The sequence below is a fragment of the Paractinoplanes maris genome (genome assembly GCF_023544465.1).
GTDB lineage: Bacteria > Actinomycetota > Actinomycetes > Mycobacteriales > Micromonosporaceae > Actinoplanes > Actinoplanes maris.
On record NZ_JALPVL010000017.1, the window covers coordinates 71,815 to 90,237 of the forward strand.

19 protein-coding genes are annotated in these 18,423 nt (G+C 70.3%); 6 read left to right on the forward strand and 13 right to left on the reverse strand.

Annotated elements, in window-relative coordinates:
- Positions 1-179: 179 nt before the first annotated feature.
- The 8 genes from NAG42_RS39780 to NAG42_RS39815 all read right to left on the reverse strand — a co-directional run bounded on the left by NAG42_RS39780 (position 180) and on the right by NAG42_RS39815 (position 9,887).
- Positions 180-1,187: a TniB family NTP-binding protein gene (locus tag NAG42_RS39780; RefSeq protein ID WP_250037614.1), complete on the reverse strand. Its 1,008-nt coding sequence runs from the start codon at positions 1,185-1,187 to the stop codon at positions 180-182.
- Complete coding sequence (locus NAG42_RS39785; protein WP_250037615.1) at positions 1,184-3,256, reverse strand: TnsB C-terminal domain-containing protein; 2,073 nt, start codon at positions 3,254-3,256, stop codon at positions 1,184-1,186. The genes NAG42_RS39780 and NAG42_RS39785 overlap by 4 nt, the downstream gene beginning before the upstream one ends.
- Positions 3,253-3,999 carry a TnsA-like heteromeric transposase endonuclease subunit gene (locus NAG42_RS39790; RefSeq protein ID WP_250037616.1) on the reverse strand — a complete coding sequence of 249 codons (747 nt, stop codon included), beginning with the start codon at positions 3,997-3,999 and terminating at the stop codon, positions 3,253-3,255. The genes NAG42_RS39785 and NAG42_RS39790 overlap by 4 nt, the downstream gene beginning before the upstream one ends.
- A complete protein-coding gene (locus NAG42_RS39795; RefSeq protein ID WP_250037617.1) occupies positions 3,999-6,101 on the reverse strand; it encodes a TniQ family protein in 2,103 nt (700 codons plus the stop codon). Before NAG42_RS39795 ends, NAG42_RS39790 begins: the two co-directional genes overlap by 1 nt.
- Before the next feature lie 123 nt (positions 6,102-6,224).
- The gene (locus NAG42_RS39800) at positions 6,225-7,010 is read right to left on the reverse strand and encodes a maleylpyruvate isomerase family mycothiol-dependent enzyme (RefSeq protein ID WP_250037618.1); all 786 of its coding nucleotides are present in this window, start codon (positions 7,008-7,010) and stop codon (positions 6,225-6,227) included.
- Between the two features lie 73 nt (positions 7,011-7,083).
- Complete coding sequence (locus tag NAG42_RS39805; RefSeq protein WP_250037619.1) at positions 7,084-7,560, reverse strand: flavin reductase family protein; 477 nt, start codon at positions 7,558-7,560, stop codon at positions 7,084-7,086.
- A gap of 60 nt (positions 7,561-7,620) precedes the next feature.
- Positions 7,621-8,661, reverse strand: coding sequence for an LLM class flavin-dependent oxidoreductase (locus NAG42_RS39810; RefSeq protein WP_250037620.1), 1,041 nt, complete (start codon positions 8,659-8,661; stop codon positions 7,621-7,623).
- Between the two features lie 239 nt (positions 8,662-8,900).
- Positions 8,901-9,887, reverse strand: a complete 987-nt coding sequence (locus NAG42_RS39815; RefSeq protein WP_250037621.1) for a hypothetical protein — start codon at positions 9,885-9,887, stop codon at positions 8,901-8,903.
- A 147-nt stretch (positions 9,888-10,034) separates the two neighbouring features.
- Here NAG42_RS39815 and NAG42_RS39820 point away from each other — a divergent pair, with 147 nt between their 5' ends.
- Positions 10,035-10,652, forward strand: a complete 618-nt coding sequence (locus NAG42_RS39820) for a TetR/AcrR family transcriptional regulator (RefSeq protein ID WP_250037622.1) — start codon at positions 10,035-10,037, stop codon at positions 10,650-10,652.
- 61 nt (positions 10,653-10,713) lie between these two features.
- The gene (locus NAG42_RS39825) at positions 10,714-11,130 is read left to right on the forward strand and encodes a DUF6640 family protein (protein WP_250037623.1); all 417 of its coding nucleotides are present in this window, start codon (positions 10,714-10,716) and stop codon (positions 11,128-11,130) included.
- Positions 11,131-11,195: 65 nt separating this feature from the next.
- On the opposite strand, the gene NAG42_RS39830 is transcribed toward NAG42_RS39825, so the two are convergent.
- A complete protein-coding gene (locus NAG42_RS39830) occupies positions 11,196-11,837 on the reverse strand; it encodes an NAD(P)-dependent oxidoreductase (RefSeq protein WP_250037624.1) in 642 nt (213 codons plus the stop codon).
- Positions 11,838-11,999: 162 nt separating this feature from the next.
- Positions 12,000-12,350, reverse strand: a complete 351-nt coding sequence (locus NAG42_RS39835) for a DoxX family protein (RefSeq protein ID WP_250037625.1) — start codon at positions 12,348-12,350, stop codon at positions 12,000-12,002.
- 138 nt (positions 12,351-12,488) lie between these two features.
- Here NAG42_RS39835 and NAG42_RS39840 point away from each other — a divergent pair, with 138 nt between their 5' ends.
- Positions 12,489-13,019 (forward strand): MarR family winged helix-turn-helix transcriptional regulator, encoded by a 531-nt coding sequence (locus NAG42_RS39840; RefSeq protein ID WP_250037626.1) that lies wholly within the window; start codon positions 12,489-12,491, stop codon positions 13,017-13,019.
- Between the two features lie 17 nt (positions 13,020-13,036).
- Here NAG42_RS39840 and NAG42_RS39845 read toward each other — a convergent pair whose 3' ends face one another.
- Entirely contained in the window at positions 13,037-13,909 is an 873-nt protein-coding gene (locus NAG42_RS39845; RefSeq protein WP_250037627.1) for an SDR family NAD(P)-dependent oxidoreductase, read from the reverse strand.
- A gap of 153 nt (positions 13,910-14,062) precedes the next feature.
- Positions 14,063-14,743 (reverse strand): TetR/AcrR family transcriptional regulator, encoded by a 681-nt coding sequence (locus NAG42_RS39850; RefSeq protein WP_250037629.1) that lies wholly within the window; start codon positions 14,741-14,743, stop codon positions 14,063-14,065.
- Between the two features lie 100 nt (positions 14,744-14,843).
- Between NAG42_RS39850 and NAG42_RS39855 the strand changes: the two genes are divergently transcribed.
- Positions 14,844-15,764, forward strand: coding sequence for an NADP-dependent oxidoreductase (locus tag NAG42_RS39855; RefSeq protein WP_250037630.1), 921 nt, complete (start codon positions 14,844-14,846; stop codon positions 15,762-15,764).
- Positions 15,765-15,849: 85 nt separating this feature from the next.
- On the forward strand, positions 15,850-16,698 hold the full coding sequence (locus tag NAG42_RS39860) for an SDR family oxidoreductase (RefSeq protein WP_250037631.1): 849 nt from the start codon (positions 15,850-15,852) through the stop codon (positions 16,696-16,698).
- A gap of 60 nt (positions 16,699-16,758) precedes the next feature.
- On the opposite strand, the gene NAG42_RS39865 is transcribed toward NAG42_RS39860, so the two are convergent.
- The gene (locus NAG42_RS39865; protein ID WP_250037632.1) at positions 16,759-17,439 is read right to left on the reverse strand and encodes a TetR/AcrR family transcriptional regulator; all 681 of its coding nucleotides are present in this window, start codon (positions 17,437-17,439) and stop codon (positions 16,759-16,761) included.
- Positions 17,440-17,644: 205 nt separating this feature from the next.
- Here NAG42_RS39865 and NAG42_RS39870 point away from each other — a divergent pair, with 205 nt between their 5' ends.
- The gene (locus NAG42_RS39870; protein WP_250037633.1) at positions 17,645-18,286 is read left to right on the forward strand and encodes an NAD(P)-dependent oxidoreductase; all 642 of its coding nucleotides are present in this window, start codon (positions 17,645-17,647) and stop codon (positions 18,284-18,286) included.
- The last annotated feature ends 137 nt before the right edge of the window (positions 18,287-18,423 follow it).

Here is an 18,423-nt window from a genome sequence, read left to right on the forward strand (position 1 = left end):
GGTCTCGAGCAGGCTGGAACCCCCCTCGTAGGGGGGCCTGACGGGGATCCCGACGTCTCTGATGTTGCCCGGATTCGGGTGAGCTCGACGGCTCCGCGAGCGCCGCGTTGGAATGTTGATGGACAACTCGTCACTCGAGCCCGTGAACTCCGCTCGCGCTGCTCCGGCGGATCGCGTCTCTATGCGGGCTGGCTGCTCTCGACGGCGCCCGGATTTTCGGCGGCGTGGTCGAGGAGTTGGTCGTCGAGGATGTCGCGGGTGATGCGTTCTTTCTCGCTGAGAATGGCGTCGATGGCGGCGCCGCGGACGAGGGTCGACAGGCTTCCGATCCGTCCGTTGGTGCGGGTGTACAGGTACTCGCTATGGCGGGCCAGGGTGCCGTTGCGGTGCTGCCGGAGGCAGAGTGCCGCTTCGAAGGAGGCGACCATCGCGTCCCATTCCTGGCGCTGGCCGGCGGTGCCGTAAGCGAAGGGTCGGGTGGGTACGAGGGCGAATCTGCTGGCCAGTTGCTGTCCGCGAGGTCCGGTGAACAGGTTGTCGCGGACGTTGATGCCGGCGTAGATGAAGGTGGCGGGGATGCGTTCGGACAGGTATTTGAGCTGGTCGGAAACCTCGCCGCCGTGGGTGGTGTTGATGTTGAGGTTGTGGATTTCGTCGACGATGACGAGGTCGCAGCGTGCGTCGATGAGGGTTCGGCAGACGGATTCGGTGATGTCGGGCATGTTCGCGCGGGATCTGATGGGCAGGGCGAGGAAGTGGGCGAACTCGACGGCGATCATCCTGGCGGTGGCAGGGGCCGGCACGGTGATGTAGACGACCGGGATCCGGTCGTGGCCGGGGTGGCGCAGGTCGATGCTCAGGTGGTGGGTGCGGCCGAGTTCGGTGACCGAGGTGCTTTTGCCGGTGCCGCCGAGGCCTTCGAGGATCAGGCCGCGGCGGGCGGAGGTGGCGTGCCGGTTGAGGATCAGCAGCCGGCGAACGGCGGTCATGACGGTGCGGATCGTCGGGGTCTCGAGCACGAACGGTTTGCCGAGGTAGTCGAGGCGGGCGGCGTCGTATCTCTCGCAGGCGGCGGGCGTGCCGCGGGCGGGCGACTGCGGTTTCGGGATCTGGTGGTGGGCCCAGCGGAACCAGCCTTCCCAGGTGGTCGGGACCAGCCGTTCGGCGGCCAGGTCCGGCGTGCTCATGGCAGCCACCGTTGAGCGTGGTCGGCGGCGTCGAACGCACCGAACGGCGCGTCGGACGGCGCGTCGGCGCTCGTCTCGTCGGCTGGTTCCTCGCCGATGTCGTCCGGGGGCGGGTCGTCGAGGGTGGGGCGGTGGGCTGCGGCACCGGCTCTGGTGCGGCTGACGACGCGCCGCTCCTCAGCGGTGAGGGCTGTGCCGGGTGGCGGTGGCTGGTCGGGTGGTCCGTGGCCGGCGCGGCGCAGCAGGTCGTTGAGGACTCGGGCGGTGCGTGTCTCCAAGGGCTCGGTGCTGTCCATGGTGGCGGCTTTGCGGCGGGCGTGGCGCCAGGTGAAGTCGGCCAGCGGGGCGTTGACCATGGCGCGGTGGGTCCAGTCGAGGGTGAACCAGCCGGTGCCGTGGTGGTTGCGGACCCAGATTCGGGTGATGTCGTACTCGTCGTAGGCGACCTGCCATTTGTTCTTCTGGGCGGTGACGCCGGAGGGCTGGCGGCGCGGCAGGCCGCGGGTGTTGTAGACCCGGCCGGCCCACCGCACGCCGTAATCGTTGAGGGTCGCCCAGAAGGTGGGGAGCAGTTCGAGGTAGTCGTCGCCGCGCAGCATCACCGGCACGTAGCCAGCGGCCGCGACCAGGGTCGCGTACATCTCGTTCGGTGACAGCCGGCGGCCGGTGTCCGGGCTGGCCAGTTCGTCGTGCGGGCGTGACTGCCAGCCGGCGATGACCCATTCGTCGAACAGGTCCTGCAGTTGGGCGAGACTCCAGAGGGGTTTATCGGCGATCCGGGCGCCGCGCCGGGTGGTGTCGCAGCCGACGTAGCCGACGACGTACTGGCAGAACAACGTGTTGATCGATCCGAAGGTGCGTTCGATGACCCCCTTGTAGGTGGGTGTTCCCGGCGGGGCGGGCTGCAGGGAGATACCGAGCCGGCGGCAAGCCTGCACGAAGGTCGCGGACACGTACACCTTGCCCTGGTCGTAGACGATCATCTCCGGGTAGATCGCCGGTTTCGCGGCGGCCAGCCGCATCCGGTCGTCGATGCCGATCAGCCGCTCGTAGGGCAGGCAGGAATGGGTGATCCGCAGGGCGTCGTCCCAGCCGGGCCGCATCGGGTCGGGTACCAGCATTCGCGGCAGCAGTAGGGCCGCATCGATGGCCTTGGTGCCCTGGGGTCGCAGGATGCCCGCGCACAGTGTCCGGGTCGCCACGTCGACGGCGGCGGTCAGTTCACCGCGTTCGGTGATGCCGTCGCCGAGGTGGGTGAGGATGTCGATGGTGGTGGTGTCGATCTGCACGACCTGCCCCGGTCTGGGGAAGGTCAGGGTGGTGAAACCCCCGGCGGGCCGGTTGCTCATGTTTCTGCGGGTGACCGCGGCGTCGAAGGTGTAGGTGCCGGCGGTCATCGTGCGCAGCAGTTTGTTGAAGGTGCTCTTGGCCGGCACGGGTGGCGGGTCGTCGGGGTACCGGTCGGCGATGATCTGCTGCACGCGCCAACGGAACCGGTCCCTGGTGCCGGTGGAGTCGGGGATCTCCGCCTGCAGGGCTTGCCGGATCACCTCGACGACCCGGGGATCGGTGTCGCCGGTCATGCTGGCCGGTCGGCGGGCCCGGCCGTCGGTCAGCGCGCGCGGGTCGCCGGTGGTGCGCAGGCGCCGGCGCATCCGGGCGATCGTGCGCGGGCTGGCCTGCCAGCCGAGGGCGGTCAGTTCCCGGGCCTTGGCCTGGCAGCGTTCGGTCAGGGTGGTGGTGGCGGGGTCGTATTCGGGGCGGGGCCGGGCGTCGGGCCCGGCGCCGAGGGGAAGCCCGGTCTCGACCTCGACGATGTGCTGTTCCCATTGGCGGGCGAGGTCGGCGGTGTGAGTGTCCAGGTCGTCGAGCCGGGGGTTGACCACGGCCGGGACGGGGGCGCCGTCGAGCAGTGCGAAGCCGTCGGAGGCCAGCAGGTGGGTCAGCAGCACGGCGATGGTGGTGTCATCGGCGCCGGCGAGGCGCAGGTGGGTGCCGCTGAGCGCGACGACGCGGTATTCGCAGTCCTCGTAGCGGACCTGGTCGCCGAGGTGCAGCACCTGCCTCATCCGGGCACGCTCACGATCGACACGCTGTCGAGGCGGATCGTCAGGTCGGCGTGCAGCCGCTGGTTCCAAAGCAGGTGATACAGCACCGGCAGCACGGCGAGCGGGTCCCCGACGGCAGCCGCCGTCGCCATCAGCGGCCCGGGCCGGTCGAACGCGGAGAGCAGGTTTTCGGTCATGCGGTCGTGGTGGTGGCGGGGATGGCGGTAGCCGGCCAGCCATCGCAGGTTCTCGATCCAGACCGGGTCGTGCCCGGTGACCAGCAGGTGATCCCAGCCGGCATGCGCGCAGGCATCGCGGATCGCGGTGTCCGCCGCCGGGTCGAGCTTGCTGGTGGTGCGGGCGCGGCAGTCGACGACGATGCCGGTGCCGTCGGCGCGCCGGGCGAAGAAGGCGGGGATATGTGGCCGCGCAGGGTGCCGGTCGGTCCAGGACACCGCGAACGGGCGGCTCGCGAACGCACGCACATTGATGTCGTGGTCGAGGACCATGGCCGTGTCGTGTTCGAGCCGGGTCCGGTAGCCGACGTGATCGCCCAGCCGTGCGGACCAATAGTGGCCCGGTGAGCTGCGTTGCCCCTTGTGTACCGGCAGTGTGGTCACCGGTGGGGCGTGTTCAAACAGGTGGCTCATCGCGTGTGTCAAAGGCTCGCGGATGTCGCCGCGAACCGGATCGCGGTAGCGCAGCACACAACCGTGGGCGGTGGCCGACGGTTGCTGCGGTGCGGTGGTGAGCAGGCTGGACATCAGGACCCCTCGCGCCGTTCCCGCGGCAACGTCGGCATGCCGGTCTCAGTGCGTTCCGGGCGCCCGCGCCCGGTGATTTGCTCGCACCACCGATGCAGCGGATCGAGCGCCGCGCCGGTGACGTCGTAGCCGGTGCGGCGACCGACCTCGGCGCAAAACCTCCGGGCCGGCGGGCTGTCCCACAGCTCGCGCAGCGGCTGCTCGCCGAGGACCCTGATCCAGTAGGAGGACACGAACAGGCTGAGCAGGCCGACAGCCTCCGGGTAGTACATCAGGGCGATGATCGGATCGCGGTCGTGTGGGGTGCTGCTTGTGAGGCCGGTGAGAAGGTGCCGGCGAGTCAGGGCGCCGTCGCTCCAGCAGCCCTGCTGTGCCCACCAGGCGGTGACCTGAACGGCCTGGCTGTACGCGGTCTGCACCGCGGGCCGACCGTGCCGGCGCACGAGGTTGGTGTGGTGGCGCTGGGCGGCCGGCAACTCAGGAATGTCGCGCAAATCCCACTGACTGTGGGGATCCTGGCCGCCGACCCAGAGCGCGTGCTTGAGGCAGATCTGCACGTCACTGGGTGTCCACACGAGGACCTCGCCGCCGGCGCCACGGGCGGCGGCGCATCGGTGGCATACCGGTCTGACCAATACCGACCGGCCCGAACGGGCCTGCTGGGGCGTCGGGGGACGCGGCCACCGGCTGCCCGCCGGCAGTTCCAGCTGGTGGCGGGTAGCGCGTAGTTCGGGCAGGGCCAGCAGCAGCGTGCGGGGCGCCCTGCCGGTGAGGGCAGCGAAGCCGTCGGCGCCGAGCAGGCCACGACGCAGGCCGGCGGCGGCACGCAGGTCGGCCACGGACAAGTGGTTCGCGGCGGCTAGGCGAGCCTCATAGGAGCGCACCGTCTCGTCGCGAAACGGCGCCACATCGCGGGGCAGCCGCCGCACCGCCGCCGACGGTGGTGCCGGTTGCCGGGCAGCCGGTCGCGGTCCGCTGACCCGCGGTGCGGGCGGGCGCCGTGCGCTGCGCGGCGGCGCGAAGGCGGGTTCCGCCCGCGCCGGTGCGGAGTCCGGTCGTGCCGGTGCGGTGTCTGGCAGGCCGTGGTGCTCGGCAAGCGCCTCTGCCACGAGCATCGCGGGATCACGGTCGAGCCGATCTTTCACCCACCGGCGCAGGTAGCGGGCGCGGACATCAACGGCCGGCTCTGGCGGCTCTGGTGCGGGTGCTGCGGCGATTCTGCGGGTGGCGGCGAGGCCGGGGGCACGGCGCAGCACCGACGGTGACACGCGATGAGGGTCGTCGAGGCCGGCCGCGGCCGCGATGCGCCGGATCATCGCCGCGGGCGCCGCGGCTCCGAGTCGCGTACCGGTGGCACTGCGGGCGGTGACGAACAGCGGCCCGGCCAGTTCATGCACGCCGACGCCGTCCGCGTGCGCCCGCGCTGCCAGGTAGGTGTGAATGGCGTCCGCCGCATCGTCGGGCACCCCGCGCCGGTAGCGGCTGCCATCGCCGTCACGCAGCCATATCGCTGACCGCCCGGCACCGTCGTCGAGAGCGAGGTCGTCGACGTTCAACCCGATGACCAGGCCAGGGCCGATGTCCGTGCCGATGAACATGCGCAGGATCGCGGCACGGCACAACGCCGCCAGGTACTCACGTGCCCGTGGACCCCGGGTGGCGGCCACGGCGTCGGCGTCGGTTTGGGCGCGCAGCCGGTCCACGTCCGTGGCCGACAACGTCCGACGCTCCCCGCCGTACCAGGCACGGCCGGGCCGGGCGACCTGGTCGAGCGGGCTGGCCACGATCCGACCGAGACCGACCAGATGGCGGTACCAGCTCGCGAGAGCTGCCACCCGCCGGGCGACCGTGGCCGGCCCGAAGGCCCTGACCTGCGCATTGACGAAGGAGTCGATGTCGGCAGGTGTGGCACTCAACGGCCGCAGACCCTGTTCGGCACACCAGGCCGTGAACAAAGCCAGGTCCGTCGCGTACGCGTCGCGGGTGTTCTCGGGTCTGCCGGCCAGCCAGGTCGCCACGATCGCGCTGGCCGGCTCGCTCGCGGCGGGTCTCGCATCGAGGGCCTCGATGCTGTTTATGGGCCGGGGCGCCGGACGGGCCATCCATCAACGCTATCGATGGGAGGCGTCCGGGACGCCGGCATGTCACCCGAATGGGTAAGCCTCGCCGGATCACGTCATAGCGGCGAACCGCCATATTTGCCGACTGTGGTGGCTGGACTGTTGTCAGAAGCCGGGGAAGGCGGCGCGCAGTTCGTCGAGCGAGACGTTGCCGGTCACCGCGACGCCAGCCGGGGTGTGCTGCGGGGAGAGCCGGCCGTAGATGAGCCGGATCGCCGCTTCCAGCGGTCCGGTGAACGTCGCGGTTTCCGGCAGCGCTTGGGTGGTGATCCGGGCGGTGTCGTCGAGCACGATCCGATACGGCGTCGCGGCGATGTTCAGGACCACGTGCTCGCCCACCGCGGCCGGCTTGGCGATGAAGCCGAGCAGGAAGCCGAGGCCATCGCCGAGGTGTCTTGCCAGCAGCACCGCGGACGGCTCGGCGAGGCCCGCGCCCGGGTCGACGCCGGCGCGGACGTCCCAGACGTGCGGGGCGACCTCGCTCAGGCGCATGGCGGCGAACGACGCGAGCGACAGCGGCTCGGGCAGGAACGAGGGGATCTTGATGTCGTCGTACCGTTGCTCCGGAAGCGTTTCGAAGGCGGCGACCAGGGCAGTGTCGGATTTCGCCCAGCCGGCTGCTTGGTCCTGCGGACTCAAGGCGTTCCAGCGGTCCCAGACGCTCTGGTTGAAGTCAGGGCCGGGCGCTTCGGCATCGCCGAGCCCCGCTCGGAGGCCGGCGAGGGTGATTTCCGCGCCGCTGCCGAGGTGGGACAGGACGTCGGCGATGGTCCATTCGGATGCGCCGGACGGGCCGGTGAGCTGTTCGGCGGAGAGTGCGGAGACCACGCCCGCGAGGGTGTCGTGCTCGCTGCACAGGGCCGCGATCGTGCGGCCGGCAAGGGTCGTCATGGGTGTTGAGCCTACCGACGCCGTCGCAGCAAGTGGAACGGGTCATCCATTTTCGTGGCAGCCAGCCGGTCCTTCAGTGCAGGACCGCGTGTGTCCCGAACGTTCTGCGGTGATAGGTCAGCGGTGCCTGCGGGTCGTGGTCGGCGGCCGTCACGCGACCGATGGCCACGATGTGGTCGCCGCCGGGTATCAGCTGATCCACGTCGCAGGCGAGCCAGCCGCTGACGGCGTCGAGCCGGGGTAGCCCGTGCTGCTGCGACCAGGCGACGCCGGCGAATTTCTCGTCGCCTTTGCGGGCGAATGTCAGCGCGAGCCCGCTCTGCTCGGCGGTCAGGACGTTGAGGCCGAACCGCCGGGTCCGGGTGATCATGCTCAGCAGGTCCGAGTCGCGGTCGAGGGCGACGAGCACCATCGGCGGGTCGAGTGACAGCGAGGTGAACGCGCTGACCGTGGTGCCGTGCGGGCGACCGAGGTCCATCGCGGTGACGACAGCGACGGGAGTGGCCACGGCACCCATTACGGCGCGGAAGTCGTCGGCCGAAACCTTCATGCCAGTGGACTCCCTTCGAGGCTGGCGGTGCGCCGGACATGGTGCCGGCGCACCGGCTGGTTAGAGCTGTCCGAGTTCCTTGCGTACCTGCGGCAGGACCTCGGTGCCGAGCAGTTCGATGGCCTTGAGGAAGGTGGCGTGGGACATGCCGCCGACGTCCATCTGCAAGATCTGGCGGCTGTGTCCCAGCTTCCGGTGCAGGTCCAGGATGCGGTCGGCGATCTCGTCGGGTCCGCCGGCGAAGACCATGGCGCCCGGCTCGTAGTTGAGTTCCCGGCCGCTGGGTGCCATGCCGGCGCGGCCGACCTCGGCGGCGCCGGTGGCGAACATCCGCATCTCGTAGTCGAGGTAGTCGGCCTTGGCCTGCCTGTTGTCCGCGCCGACGAACCCGTGCACGGCGACGGCGATGTCGGCCTGCTCGGCGGGGTGTCCGAGGCTGGTCCAGGCTTCGCGGTAGGCGTGGCCGTACTGGGCCCAGTGGTCGACGGTGCCGCCCAGGATGCCGAGGAACATCGGCAGGCCGAGCTCGGCTGCGCGTAGCACCGATTCGGGGCTGCCGCCGGTACCGAGCCAGATCTTCAGCGGCTGCTCGGGGCGCGGGACGATCAGCGCGTCACGCAGGGGCTTCTGCCGGTGCGGGCCGTTGAAGGTGACACGGTCGCCGGCGTTGGCGGCGATCAGCAGGTCGAGCTTGGACCGGAAAAGCATGTCGTAGTTGCGGCTGTCCAGGTCGAACAGCGAGAACGTGATGTCGGAGGACCCACGCCCGGCCACGATCTCGACCCGGCCGGGGGCGATCGCCGCGGCGGTGGCCATCTGCTCGAAGACCCGCAGTGGCTCGTCGGTCGACAGCACCGTGACGGTGGTACCCAGTCCGATCCGCTGAGTCGATGCCGCAGCGGCGTTGACCAGCGAGGTCGGTGACGACAGCGGCATCGACGGCGTGTGGTGCTCCCCGAAGCCGAAGAAGTCCAGCCCGACCTGCTCGGCGACGTGCACGGCCTCCAGCACGTCGCGGATCGCCTGAGCGGTGGTGCCGGGGCCGCCGTCGGCGGCGCGCGGGGTGTTGCCGAACGAGTAGACGCCGAGTTCAAGCGCCATGGCGTTGCTCCTTAATGGTGATCAGGCGGTCGAGCGCCGGCCGGGCCCAGCCGGGCCATGCGGTCACGTCACTACGGTCGCACAAGTGGAAGGCATCTACCACTTATTCGAACTGTGAAGTGGAAGATAGTCTCCATTTGTTCGAGTCACGCCGGGCGCTGGGATGACACGGCGCATTCGCGGTCGCGGGCCGGACTGCTGGCTCGCCTCGCACGGTGGTAGTGCGGGGCCGTGCTGGGTCAGGCGGCGGCGAAGGTGGCCGGCTCGGCCTTCGCCTCGTCGGCGGCCGCGGCCCGGCGTGAGCGGTGGTGCCCGAGCAGGCTCAGCACCGCGCCGAGTACGAGCCAGCCGAGCAGGACGAGCACCGAATACTCGGAGCCGTGACCGTCGAAGTACGCGGTCGACCGCAGCAGGTGACCGCCGGCACCGGGCGGAAGCAGCTGGCCGAAGGTTCCGGACCAGCCGGGCAGCATCTCGGGCGCGGTGGAGGTCCCGGACAGCGGGTTGCCGAGCAACATCATCGTGATGCCGCCGACGGCGAAGCCCGGGTAGCCGAGCAGCGACTCCAGACCGAGGATGGTCAGCGACGTCGCGGCGACGGTCAGCGCGATCGCGCCGGCGTTCAGCAGGTAGGAACCGTCCAGCGAGCCGAGCCAGAACTGCAGGATGGCGGCCATGGCCAACCCGCCGGTGACGGCGAAGGTGAAGGCGCCGACGACCCGGCGGCGCCGGCCGCGGACCAGGTTGGTGAGTAGTACGGCGGCGAGCATGCCGCCGATCACCAGGGGCAGAGCCCCGGCGGCCAGGCCGGCGCCGCGCGGGTCGTCGGCGGGCAGGGCGACGAGATCACGCACCGCTACCGCCGGGCTGGTGCCCTGGGCCTGCGCCTGGCCGAGCGCGTTGCCCACGCTCTGCAGCGTCTGGGCGATCGAGGCGCTGCCCGCAGAGGCCACGAGGACCTGCGGGGTGCCGGTGCTGACGTCGATGGCGCCGTACACCTCGCGGTCGCGGATCAGCTTCTCAGCGGCGGCGGTGTCGGCGACCCGGGTGACGTCGAAGGCGTCCGGCAGGCGCTGGTCGAGAGCGGCGCTGACCTGGTCGACGGCCGCGGCGGGCCCGGCGATGGCGATGGGTACGTCGTGCACTGATGATCGCACCGCCGGCCAGGCGAAGGCGGTGAGTAGCACGCTGATGATCAGGGTGAGCAGTGCGACGGCCTTGGCCACCGCCGACCATGGTGACTTTGCGGTGCTGGCTGCCGGGGCCTCGGAGGCCATGGGGAACTCCTTAAAAGAACGACTATTCGCTTTTCGATCATTGCATTGCGGCGAGCGCAGTGAGAAGAACGAGCGTTCGCCTTTATCCTTCGTCACATGCCCCGCGTCTCTGAGCAGTACCGGGCCGGTCGCCGCGCTGAGATCGTCGCCGGCGCAGCCCGGCTGTTCGCCGCCAACGGCTTCCACGCCACGTCGATGGCCGACATCATCAGCGAGTGCGGCCTGTCCGCCGGAGCCGTCTACCGGTACTTCAGCAGCAAGGAAGAGCTGATCGCGGCGGTGGCGGAGACAGCGCTGAACACAGCCGACGAGGTGTTCCAGGCGATGCTCGCCGACGGCGCGGCCCCGTCACCCCAGGACGCGCTGGCCGCGATCATCACGACGATCACCGAACAGATCGCCCGGGACCCGGTCACCGGCGTCGACCTGACGCGGGTCGGGGTGCAGGTATGGGCCGAGGCGCTGCGCAACCCCGTCCTCGCCGTCCGCGCCAATGAGGTCTACCTGCGGTTGCGGGGACATTTCGCCGAGGTGGCCCGCCGCTGGCAGGCTGCCGGGAACCTGCCCGCCGAGGCGGTGCCGGAGCAGGTCGGCGCCGCGATGCTCAGCCTCGTGCAGGGCTTCGTGCTGCAGTCGCTGCTGATCGACGACACCGACCCCGGCGACTACATCGCCGGCGTGCGGTGGCTGCTGCCCCGTCCGGGCGGGGAATAGCACTAGGACGATCGGGTACGCCGATCGGCATGATGGACTTCCTGACGAACGTGGCAGCGCGGTGACGGCCGGGCGTGGCCTGCTGCGGACCTTGGCGGCGACTACCGCCGTCGCGGGCTTCGTGGCCGACTGGAATCGCACGCACCTGTTCAACCCGGCGTGGCCGCCGCATGCCCGCTTCCACGACGCGATGACCATCGCGCTCGGCACCGCCCTGGGCGGTACGGCCCTGTACCTGCTGCGTGAGGGGGCGGACGACCGGGACGTGGCCCTCGGCGCAACACTGCCGGCACTGTTCTGGGCCTCCATGGGCGCCGCATTCACCTTCCCCGGCACCGCGGGCATGGAGGTGGAGTTCCCGCAGTACGTCCCCAAGGTGCACGGGGTGTGGATCAACGAGCGTTTCCCGGCGGTCGCGATGACGCTCGCCGCCGCCGGCGCGTACGCCCTGGAGCGCCGCAGCCGGCAGGCGGCGTAGCCCGCTCGGCGGCAGAACCGATCCTCCCCGGTGGGCGGTCTCGTTGATCTGCTCCGCCGGTGAGCTCAGTTGCTGATGGCGGGGGCCCGGCGAACGTACGTGTCGTCGTCGACCTGGGCGGCGGTGAACGCGGCGATGTCGGCGCGGGTCACGGCGAAACCGATCCGGTCGGTGGCGAAGAAGCCGGCGCGCACCCGGCCCTTCTTCGGCTCATTGGTGGGGCGGATGAAGCGCACGATCGTCCAGTCGAGGTCGGAGGCCATCACCGGGTCGGTCATGCCGCGGATCTCCTCGTAGGCGCGGCGTCCGAATGTCTGGGGCAGCAGGCGGATGAGCCGCGTCTGCCAGGTCGGCCGCTCCTGCGGGTCCCAGACGGCGGGGGTGGCGTGGCAGACGTAGCGCCGCACGCCGTGGCGGTGCATGGCGTCGAGCAGATGATGGGTGCCCTCGGTGAGCGGGTGCCCCTTCTCGTCGCGGGTCAGCACGGGGCCGAGGGCGGAGACGACGGCATCGGCTCCGGCAATCGCGGCATCGATCGCGTCCTGGTCGGACATCTCGCCGACGAAGACACGGACGCGGTCGCCCCAGGACGCGGGAACCTTGCCGGGATGGCGCGCGTAGGCGGTGACGTGGTGGCCGCGATCGAGGAGCTCAACGACGGTCAGGGAGCCGATGGCGCCGGTAGCGCCGAAGACGGTGACGTTCACAGGTCTCTCTTCGTTCGGGTTCGGGCCGTCCGGGCGTCAGTAGCCAGGGCGTGCCCGACGGGCGGGGTGGCGCGTCGTCGCCGGCGGTTGCCGGCAGCGGCGCCCCTCCCCCCGGCTCTGCGGGCTGGTCCGTCGTCAGGTCATCGCCGCGGACCGTGGCGTTCAGAGCGTCGCGATGCCCAGCACCAGCGGCGCCACGGCGACGAGCATGATGGCGGCCGGCGCGCCGACGCCCTTCTTGTCGCCCGCGCGCAGATGGGTGATCACGGCACCCACGAAGTAGAGGACGACACCGATGGCTGCCGCGATGCCCAGCGGGCGGTAGAAGATGCCGATCAGAAGCCCCAGCGCGCCCGCGATCTTGACCAGGCCGAGAGGCAGGAACCAGCTGTCCCGGACGCCGATGGCCTTCAGCGTCTCCGTGATCTTCGGGTCGCGGGTGATGTCGCCACGGGCCGACATGAGCAAGACGAGTGACAGCAGGACAGCGACGACGACATAAGCGATGAACACGGAGAACTCCAGAGAAAGACGAGACGGGTCCGTCGAGCGGGCACGACCACAGCGCGGCACAAGTGTGCCGTCGCCGATAATGTAAGTGCTTCAACGATTGGCGTCAAACGACGATACTGGGCTTGGTATGGTCGGGTCATGGCTCCACGATCGGGCGGTAGTGCCCCCACCTCCGGCGCTCCCGTCGACACCCCCGGCCGCGACGGCACACCCGCATCCGTCGGCCCGGAGTTCCGCCTCTCCCTGCTGCTCGCGCGGCATGGCGGCAGCACCGACGCCCGCATCCGTGAGGCACTTACCACGTCCGGGGTCACCCCCCGCCACGCCATCGTGCTGATGCACCTCGACGGCGGTCAGGTCAGCCAGCGTGACCTCGGCGCCCGGCTCGGTGTCGACCCCAGCGTCCTGGTCACTCTCCTCAACGCCCTGGAGGACCGCGACCTCGTGCGACGGCGCCGGGATCCGACCGATCGGCGCCGTCACATCGTCGAGATCACCGAAGCGGGCGCGGCGGCCGCGACCAAGCTCGACGCCGCCATCGGCCGGGTCGAGGACGAACTCTTCGCCGACCTCACCGCTCAGGAACGCGACACTCTGCATTCGCTGCTGGCCCGGGTCCGCACCACCCTCGCCGACGCCTGCGACGGCGAGGCGGATACGGACCTCTGATGGTGCTGCTGGTGAGTTCAGCCCCCGGTGCGTAGCGCGTCGGAGATGGTCTTCGCGCCGCCGTGTGAACTGGCACCGCCGTCCACCGGGATCTCGGCGCCGGTCACGAACGCTGCCGCGTCGCTGAGCAGGAACGCCACGACGGCCGCGACCTCCTGCGGCGTGCCGGTGCGGCCGAGCGGAGTCTCCGCGACCGCAGCGGTGCGGAACGCGGGCGCGGCCGAAGCGGTCATCGGGGTGTCGATGAAGCCGGGGTGCACGATGTTGACCCGGATACCGCGCCGTCCGAGTTCAAGGCAGGCGGCATGGGTCAGACCGCGCAACGACCACTTGCTGGCGGTGTACGCGATCGGATAGTGCCCCTGCAGCGCGGCGAGTGAGCCGATGTTGACAATCGAGGCGCCGGCATCCATCAGCGGCGCGAGCGCCTGGATCCCGAGCATCGGCCCGATGACGTTGACGGCGTGCACGTGGGCGAATGCTTCCGCGGTGACCTCACCGAGCCGGGCCCGCCACGTCGCCCCGGCGCAGTTGACCAATCCGTGCAGCGGTCGGCCATGCAGGTCGTCGGCGAGTTGTGCCCAGGCCGCGGGATCGCGTACATCGAGAGCCCGCACGTCATCCGCGGGTTCGAGGTCGAGCCCGATCACCTCGATGCCTGCTGCCGTCACAGTGGCGGCGACAGCCGCACCGATACCCGAAGCTGCCCCCGTCACGACGACGATCATCGGGAACTCCGATGCCGTCCGGCGAGCAAGGTGGTCGTGTCCCTGCCGGGACCGGCCCGGTGTGAGCGCTCTGGCACAGTGCTCCCCTCTTGGATGTCGACGTCGGACCACTGTGCCGGGGCCATAGCGGCTGCGGAAGGCGCAACCGGCGATGCCGGCCATAACCACCGCTGATGGAAGCCGCACTCGGTCAGCCTCGAACCTTCGGTCCGCGAGAGGTGGCCGGGAGCGCCCGACCAGTTCACCGCGGGGCGCCGATGTGCTGCGCGGTCAGCCCTTCGGCGTAGACCTTGAGAGAAAACTGATCGCGGGTCATCACCGCCCGGCGCGCTGCTGACGCTGGCGGCCGGTGGCACGCAGCATGGCCCTGTACATCTGCCGGGGCGCGGGCGGGTCGGGCAGCGGCTGGGCCGACTGTGCGGCGCAGGCCTGCAGCAGGTAGCCGACGAACCGGCGCCAGGCGTCCGGAGCGGCGTCGCCGATCGAGGTGAGTACACCGGCGTTGGCCATCAGGAACATCGGCAGGTCCTCGGTGGAGAAGTCGGCGCGCAACCGGCCTGCGGCTTTCGCGCGGCCGATCAGTGCGGTGAAGTCGGCGAAAGCGTGGTCACGCGAGGCCTCGAACTGCTTGGCTGTGGGGAACGTCATGGTCAGCACGGTCGTGAAGCCGCGGTCGCCGGCCTGCATGGCGCAGATCGTCTCGACATAGACGCAGAACCCGTGCCACGGGTCCGGATCCGCCAGAGCCTGGCGCGCAGCGTCGGCGTACGCGCTCATCTTGGCCTCGAAGGCGGCGGCGACCAGGTCGGCACGGGTCGGATAGCGGCGGTACAGCGTGCCCACACCGACGCCGGCACGCCGCGCGATGTCCTCCATCGGCACGTCGAGTCCGTGTTCGGCGAAGGCCTCACGGGCGGCGGCGACGATGCGCTGCCGGTTGCGTTCGGCGTCGACGCGCAGGCCGGCGCCGGCGTGGGGTGCAGTCGGGGAGCTCATAGTTGCAGAGTACGGACAAGTGGAAGCACCCGTCCACTTGTCTGCTACGCTCGGTGCAGCAACTGGAAAGCACACTCCACTTTCTGCTAGGAGACTTGAGATGAAGGCAGTAGTTCTTCCCGAGCACGGCGCCCAGGTCGAGGTCACCGAGGTCGCGAAGCCCGAGCCGGCCGCCGGCGAGGTCCTCGTCAAGGTGCAGGCGTCGTCGATCAACGGCTTCGACCTGTCGGTCGCCGGCGGGCACGTCGCCGGCATGATGGAGCACCGCTACCCCGTCGTGCTGGGCAAGGACTTCGCCGGCACCGTCGAGGCGGTCGGTGAGGGCGTCACCCGGTTCGCGACCGGCGACACGGTGTTCGGCGTGGTCACCAAGGCCTACCTGGGCGACGGTGGCTTCGGTGAGTACGTGACCGTGCCGGAAGCGGTCGGTCTGGCCAAGCTCCCCGACGGGGCCGACATCGCCGCTGCCGGCGCGCTGGGCTTGGCCGGCACCGCTGCCGTCGACGCGCTCACCGCGGCCGCCCCGCAGTCGGGCGAGACCGTGCTGATCAGCGGCGCCACCGGTGGCGTCGGTGCGATCGCCCTGCAGTACGCGGTGGCAGCCGGTGCCACGGTGATCGCCACCGCCAAGCCCGGTGCCGAGGAGGAGTTCGTCCGCAGCCTCGGCGCCCACCAGGTCGTCGACCACAGCGGCGACGTGCCCGCCCAGGTGCGCGCCGCCAGCCCGGACGGCGTCGACGTGATCGTGCACCTCGCCGGTGACGCCGCCGCCCTGGTGCAGCTGCTGACCGAGAAGGGCCGCGTCGCCAGCACCATGGGCTTCGGCGCCGACCAGCACCCGGCGGCCACGTTCGTCTACGCCAACCCGGCCGAGGCCACCCTGGACCGCCTCGCCGGTGACCTCGCCGCCGGTCGCATCACCGTGCCGGTCGCCAAGACCTACGCCCTGAATGAGGTCCCCGCCGCTTTCGGTGACTTCGCCGGCGGCACCCTCGGCAAGATCGGCATCACGGTCTCCTGACCACCCTCTCCCCCAGCCCACGACGCGCGGCGCTCACCTCTCCCGACACCGCACCTCGAGCCGTACGAAACAGGAGCAAATCAACATGTCTGTCCTCGTCTTCGGTGCCACCGGCAAGCTCGGCCGCCTGCTGCTGCCCGAACTGCAGAAGCGTGGCGTCGCCGCCGCCGACATCACCGCGGCCGGCCGCAAGCAGGAGGTCCTCGACGGTCTGGCCGCCGAGGGCTACCGCACCGTTCAGGTGGAACTCGGTGACGCCGAGCAGGTCCGCGCGGCCGTCGCCGGTCACGACCAGGTAGTGCTCATCTCCGGCGGCGAACCCACCCGCCTGCAGCAGCACCGACACGTCATCGACGCCGCCAAGAACGCCGGCGTGGGACACCTCTACTACACCAGCGGGCTGCGCGTCGACGACCCGACCTTCCTGCTCGGCGCCGACCACAAGGACACCGAGGACGCCATCAAGGCCTCCGGGATCACCTACACGGTTCTGCGCAACGGCTGGTACATCGAGAACTACCTCCAGTCCATGCACGGCGCCGCGCAGACCGGGGTCTTCGCCGCCGCCGTCGGGGACGGGCGCGTCGCCCCGGCCGGTCGGCAGGACTTCGCCGAGGCCCTGGCCGCCGTCGTCGCCGGCGACGGTCACGACAACCGCACCTACGACCTCAGCGGCGACCGCGACTACACCTACGCCGAGCTCGCCGCAGCCATGAGCGAGGTGCTCGGCAAGCCGGTCACCTACCAGGCACTCTCCGCCGAGCAGTACCACGGCATGCTGACCGGCGCCGGCCTCGACGAGGGCACCGCCGGATTCCTGGTCGCCCTCGACGGCAGCATGGGCGCCGGCATCATGGCGCACACCGGCGACGACCTGTCCCGACTGACCGGCCACCCCACCATGTCCCTGGCCGAGGGCCTGCGGCAAGGCTGACCCCGGCAACGGTGCCGGCGCGGGACGAGCGCGTAGTCGACGCCCGTCCCGCGCCGCCGCTCAATCGGACGGACCGTCGCCCGCCGCCGCGTTGCGGCGCAACAGCGCCAGCGTCACCTCGTCCGGCGTCGCCGGATCGGGCAGCGGACCGGCGGCCTCGGCGGCGAAGGCCTGGATCAGGTACGCCACCAGGCGCCGCCAAGTGTCCTGCGCGGCCTCGGCGGTCGCAGCCAGGACACCGCTGTTCGCCATCAACACCATGATCATGTCCTGGTGGACGAAGTCCGCCCGCAACCGGCCGGTGGCCTTGGCATTGTCGATCAACTCGGACAGGCGAGCCACCGCACGGTCACGCTCGGCCTCGAACGCCGTCGCCGACGGGAACGCGACGGTCAGCACGTCGGTGAACCCGCGGTCGGCGGCCTGCATCTCGCAGACCCGCTCGACACAGGTCCGGAAGCCGCGCCACGGGTCCGGGTCATCCAGAGCCTCGTCGACGACCTGCGCGTACGTCCGCATCTTGTCCGCGAACACCGCGGTGACCAGATCGTCCTTGGTCGGGAAGCGGCGGAACAAGGTGGCGATGCCGACGCCGGCCCGGCGGGCCACCGCCGCCATCGGTGCCTGCAGTCCCTGCTCGGCGAAGACATCGCGGGCCGCCGCGAGGATCCGGTTGCGGTTGCGTTCGGCGTCGACCCGCAAGTCGCGGTCGCCGTCGGCGACGGTCTTCGTTCGGGGCATCCCACCAGCTTAATCGCGCAAGTGGAAGAACCACTCCAGGCGGTATGGCGTGATCCGCCCGACAGCACCTATTCAAGTGGAAGTTGCACTCCACTTATGCGTTACCATGATGTCTACAAGTGGAGTGCAACTTCCACTTGCTTTCAGGCGGACAGCTCACCCGAGACCCGCAGGTCTCCCCTCGACATTTCCAAGGACTGACACCATGAACGTCACCGTCTTCGGCGCCACCGGCGCCATCGGCCAAATCGTCGTCGCCGAACTGTTCACCTCCGGGCACACGGTCACCGCCTACGCCCGTAACGCCGCCAAGGTCCCCGTCTCCTGGCCCGCCGACGTCCGCGTGGTCGTCGGCGAGATCACCGACGCCGCCGCCATCGACACCGCGGTGGCCGGCGCCGACGCGGTGATCTCCGCCCTCGGCCCCAGCATGGACAAGAAGGCCACCGGCCTGCCCCTGGTCGACGGCACCAAACTGATCATCGAGGCCATGCAGCGGCACGGCGTCAAGCGCTTCATCGGCAACGGCACACCCAGCGTCGTCGACAAGCGCGACAAGCCCACCCTGCAGCAGAAGTTCGTCGGGTTCATGGGCCGCACCATGCTGCCGCGGGCCTACCAGGAACTGCTCGGCATGTCCGACCTCATCGTCAACAGCGGCATCGACTGGACCATCGTCCGGTTCATCGCCCCGAAGGACGGCCCGGCCAAGGGCGTAAAGCGGCACGGCTTCTTCGGCACCGACAAGATCGGCATGGCCGTCACCCGCGCCGACATTGCCGCTTTCACGGCGGCCCAGCTCACCGACAACCGCTACCACAACGCCGCCCCAGCAATCAGCAACTGAGCAGGCTGGATCTCGGCTGGCGAGTCGTTCGGGTGCACCTGTCTGAGCAGCGAGACTGTTCCTGCGAGTCGTCGACCGAGGTCGCCAGCTCGATAGTGAGAGGCGGGTCGACGGCGCGGGCCGCTACCCTGAGTGGC

Excerpts from the sequence above, each read along its gene's own strand:
- NAG42_RS39860 (WP_250037631.1), top strand. The coding sequence starts at position 15,850 with ATGTCTGTCCTCGTCTTCGGTGCCACCGGCAAGCTCGGCCGCCTGCTG.
- NAG42_RS39850 (WP_250037629.1), bottom strand. The coding sequence starts at position 14,743 with ATGAGCTCCCCGACTGCACCCCACGCCGGCGCCGGCCTGCGCGTCGAC.
- NAG42_RS39795 (WP_250037617.1), bottom strand. The coding sequence starts at position 6,101 with ATGGCCCGTCCGGCGCCCCGGCCCATAAACAGCATCGAGGCCCTCGAT.
- NAG42_RS39865 (WP_250037632.1), bottom strand. The coding sequence starts at position 17,439 with ATGCCCCGAACGAAGACCGTCGCCGACGGCGACCGCGACTTGCGGGTC.
- NAG42_RS39840 (WP_250037626.1), top strand. The coding sequence starts at position 12,489 with ATGGCTCCACGATCGGGCGGTAGTGCCCCCACCTCCGGCGCTCCCGTC.
- NAG42_RS39805 (WP_250037619.1), bottom strand. The coding sequence starts at position 7,560 with ATGAAGGTTTCGGCCGACGACTTCCGCGCCGTAATGGGTGCCGTGGCC.
- NAG42_RS39785 (WP_250037615.1), bottom strand. The coding sequence starts at position 3,256 with ATGAGGCAGGTGCTGCACCTCGGCGACCAGGTCCGCTACGAGGACTGC.
- NAG42_RS39845 (WP_250037627.1), bottom strand. The coding sequence starts at position 13,909 with ATGGCCGGCATCGCCGGTTGCGCCTTCCGCAGCCGCTATGGCCCCGGC.
- NAG42_RS39790 (WP_250037616.1), bottom strand. The coding sequence starts at position 3,999 with ATGTCCAGCCTGCTCACCACCGCACCGCAGCAACCGTCGGCCACCGCC.
- NAG42_RS39820 (WP_250037622.1), top strand. The coding sequence starts at position 10,035 with ATGCCCCGCGTCTCTGAGCAGTACCGGGCCGGTCGCCGCGCTGAGATC.
- NAG42_RS39800 (WP_250037618.1), bottom strand. The coding sequence starts at position 7,010 with ATGACGACCCTTGCCGGCCGCACGATCGCGGCCCTGTGCAGCGAGCAC.
- NAG42_RS39855 (WP_250037630.1), top strand. The coding sequence starts at position 14,844 with ATGAAGGCAGTAGTTCTTCCCGAGCACGGCGCCCAGGTCGAGGTCACC.
- NAG42_RS39780 (WP_250037614.1), bottom strand. The coding sequence starts at position 1,187 with ATGAGCACGCCGGACCTGGCCGCCGAACGGCTGGTCCCGACCACCTGG.
- NAG42_RS39810 (WP_250037620.1), bottom strand. The coding sequence starts at position 8,661 with ATGGCGCTTGAACTCGGCGTCTACTCGTTCGGCAACACCCCGCGCGCC.
- NAG42_RS39870 (WP_250037633.1), top strand. The coding sequence starts at position 17,645 with ATGAACGTCACCGTCTTCGGCGCCACCGGCGCCATCGGCCAAATCGTC.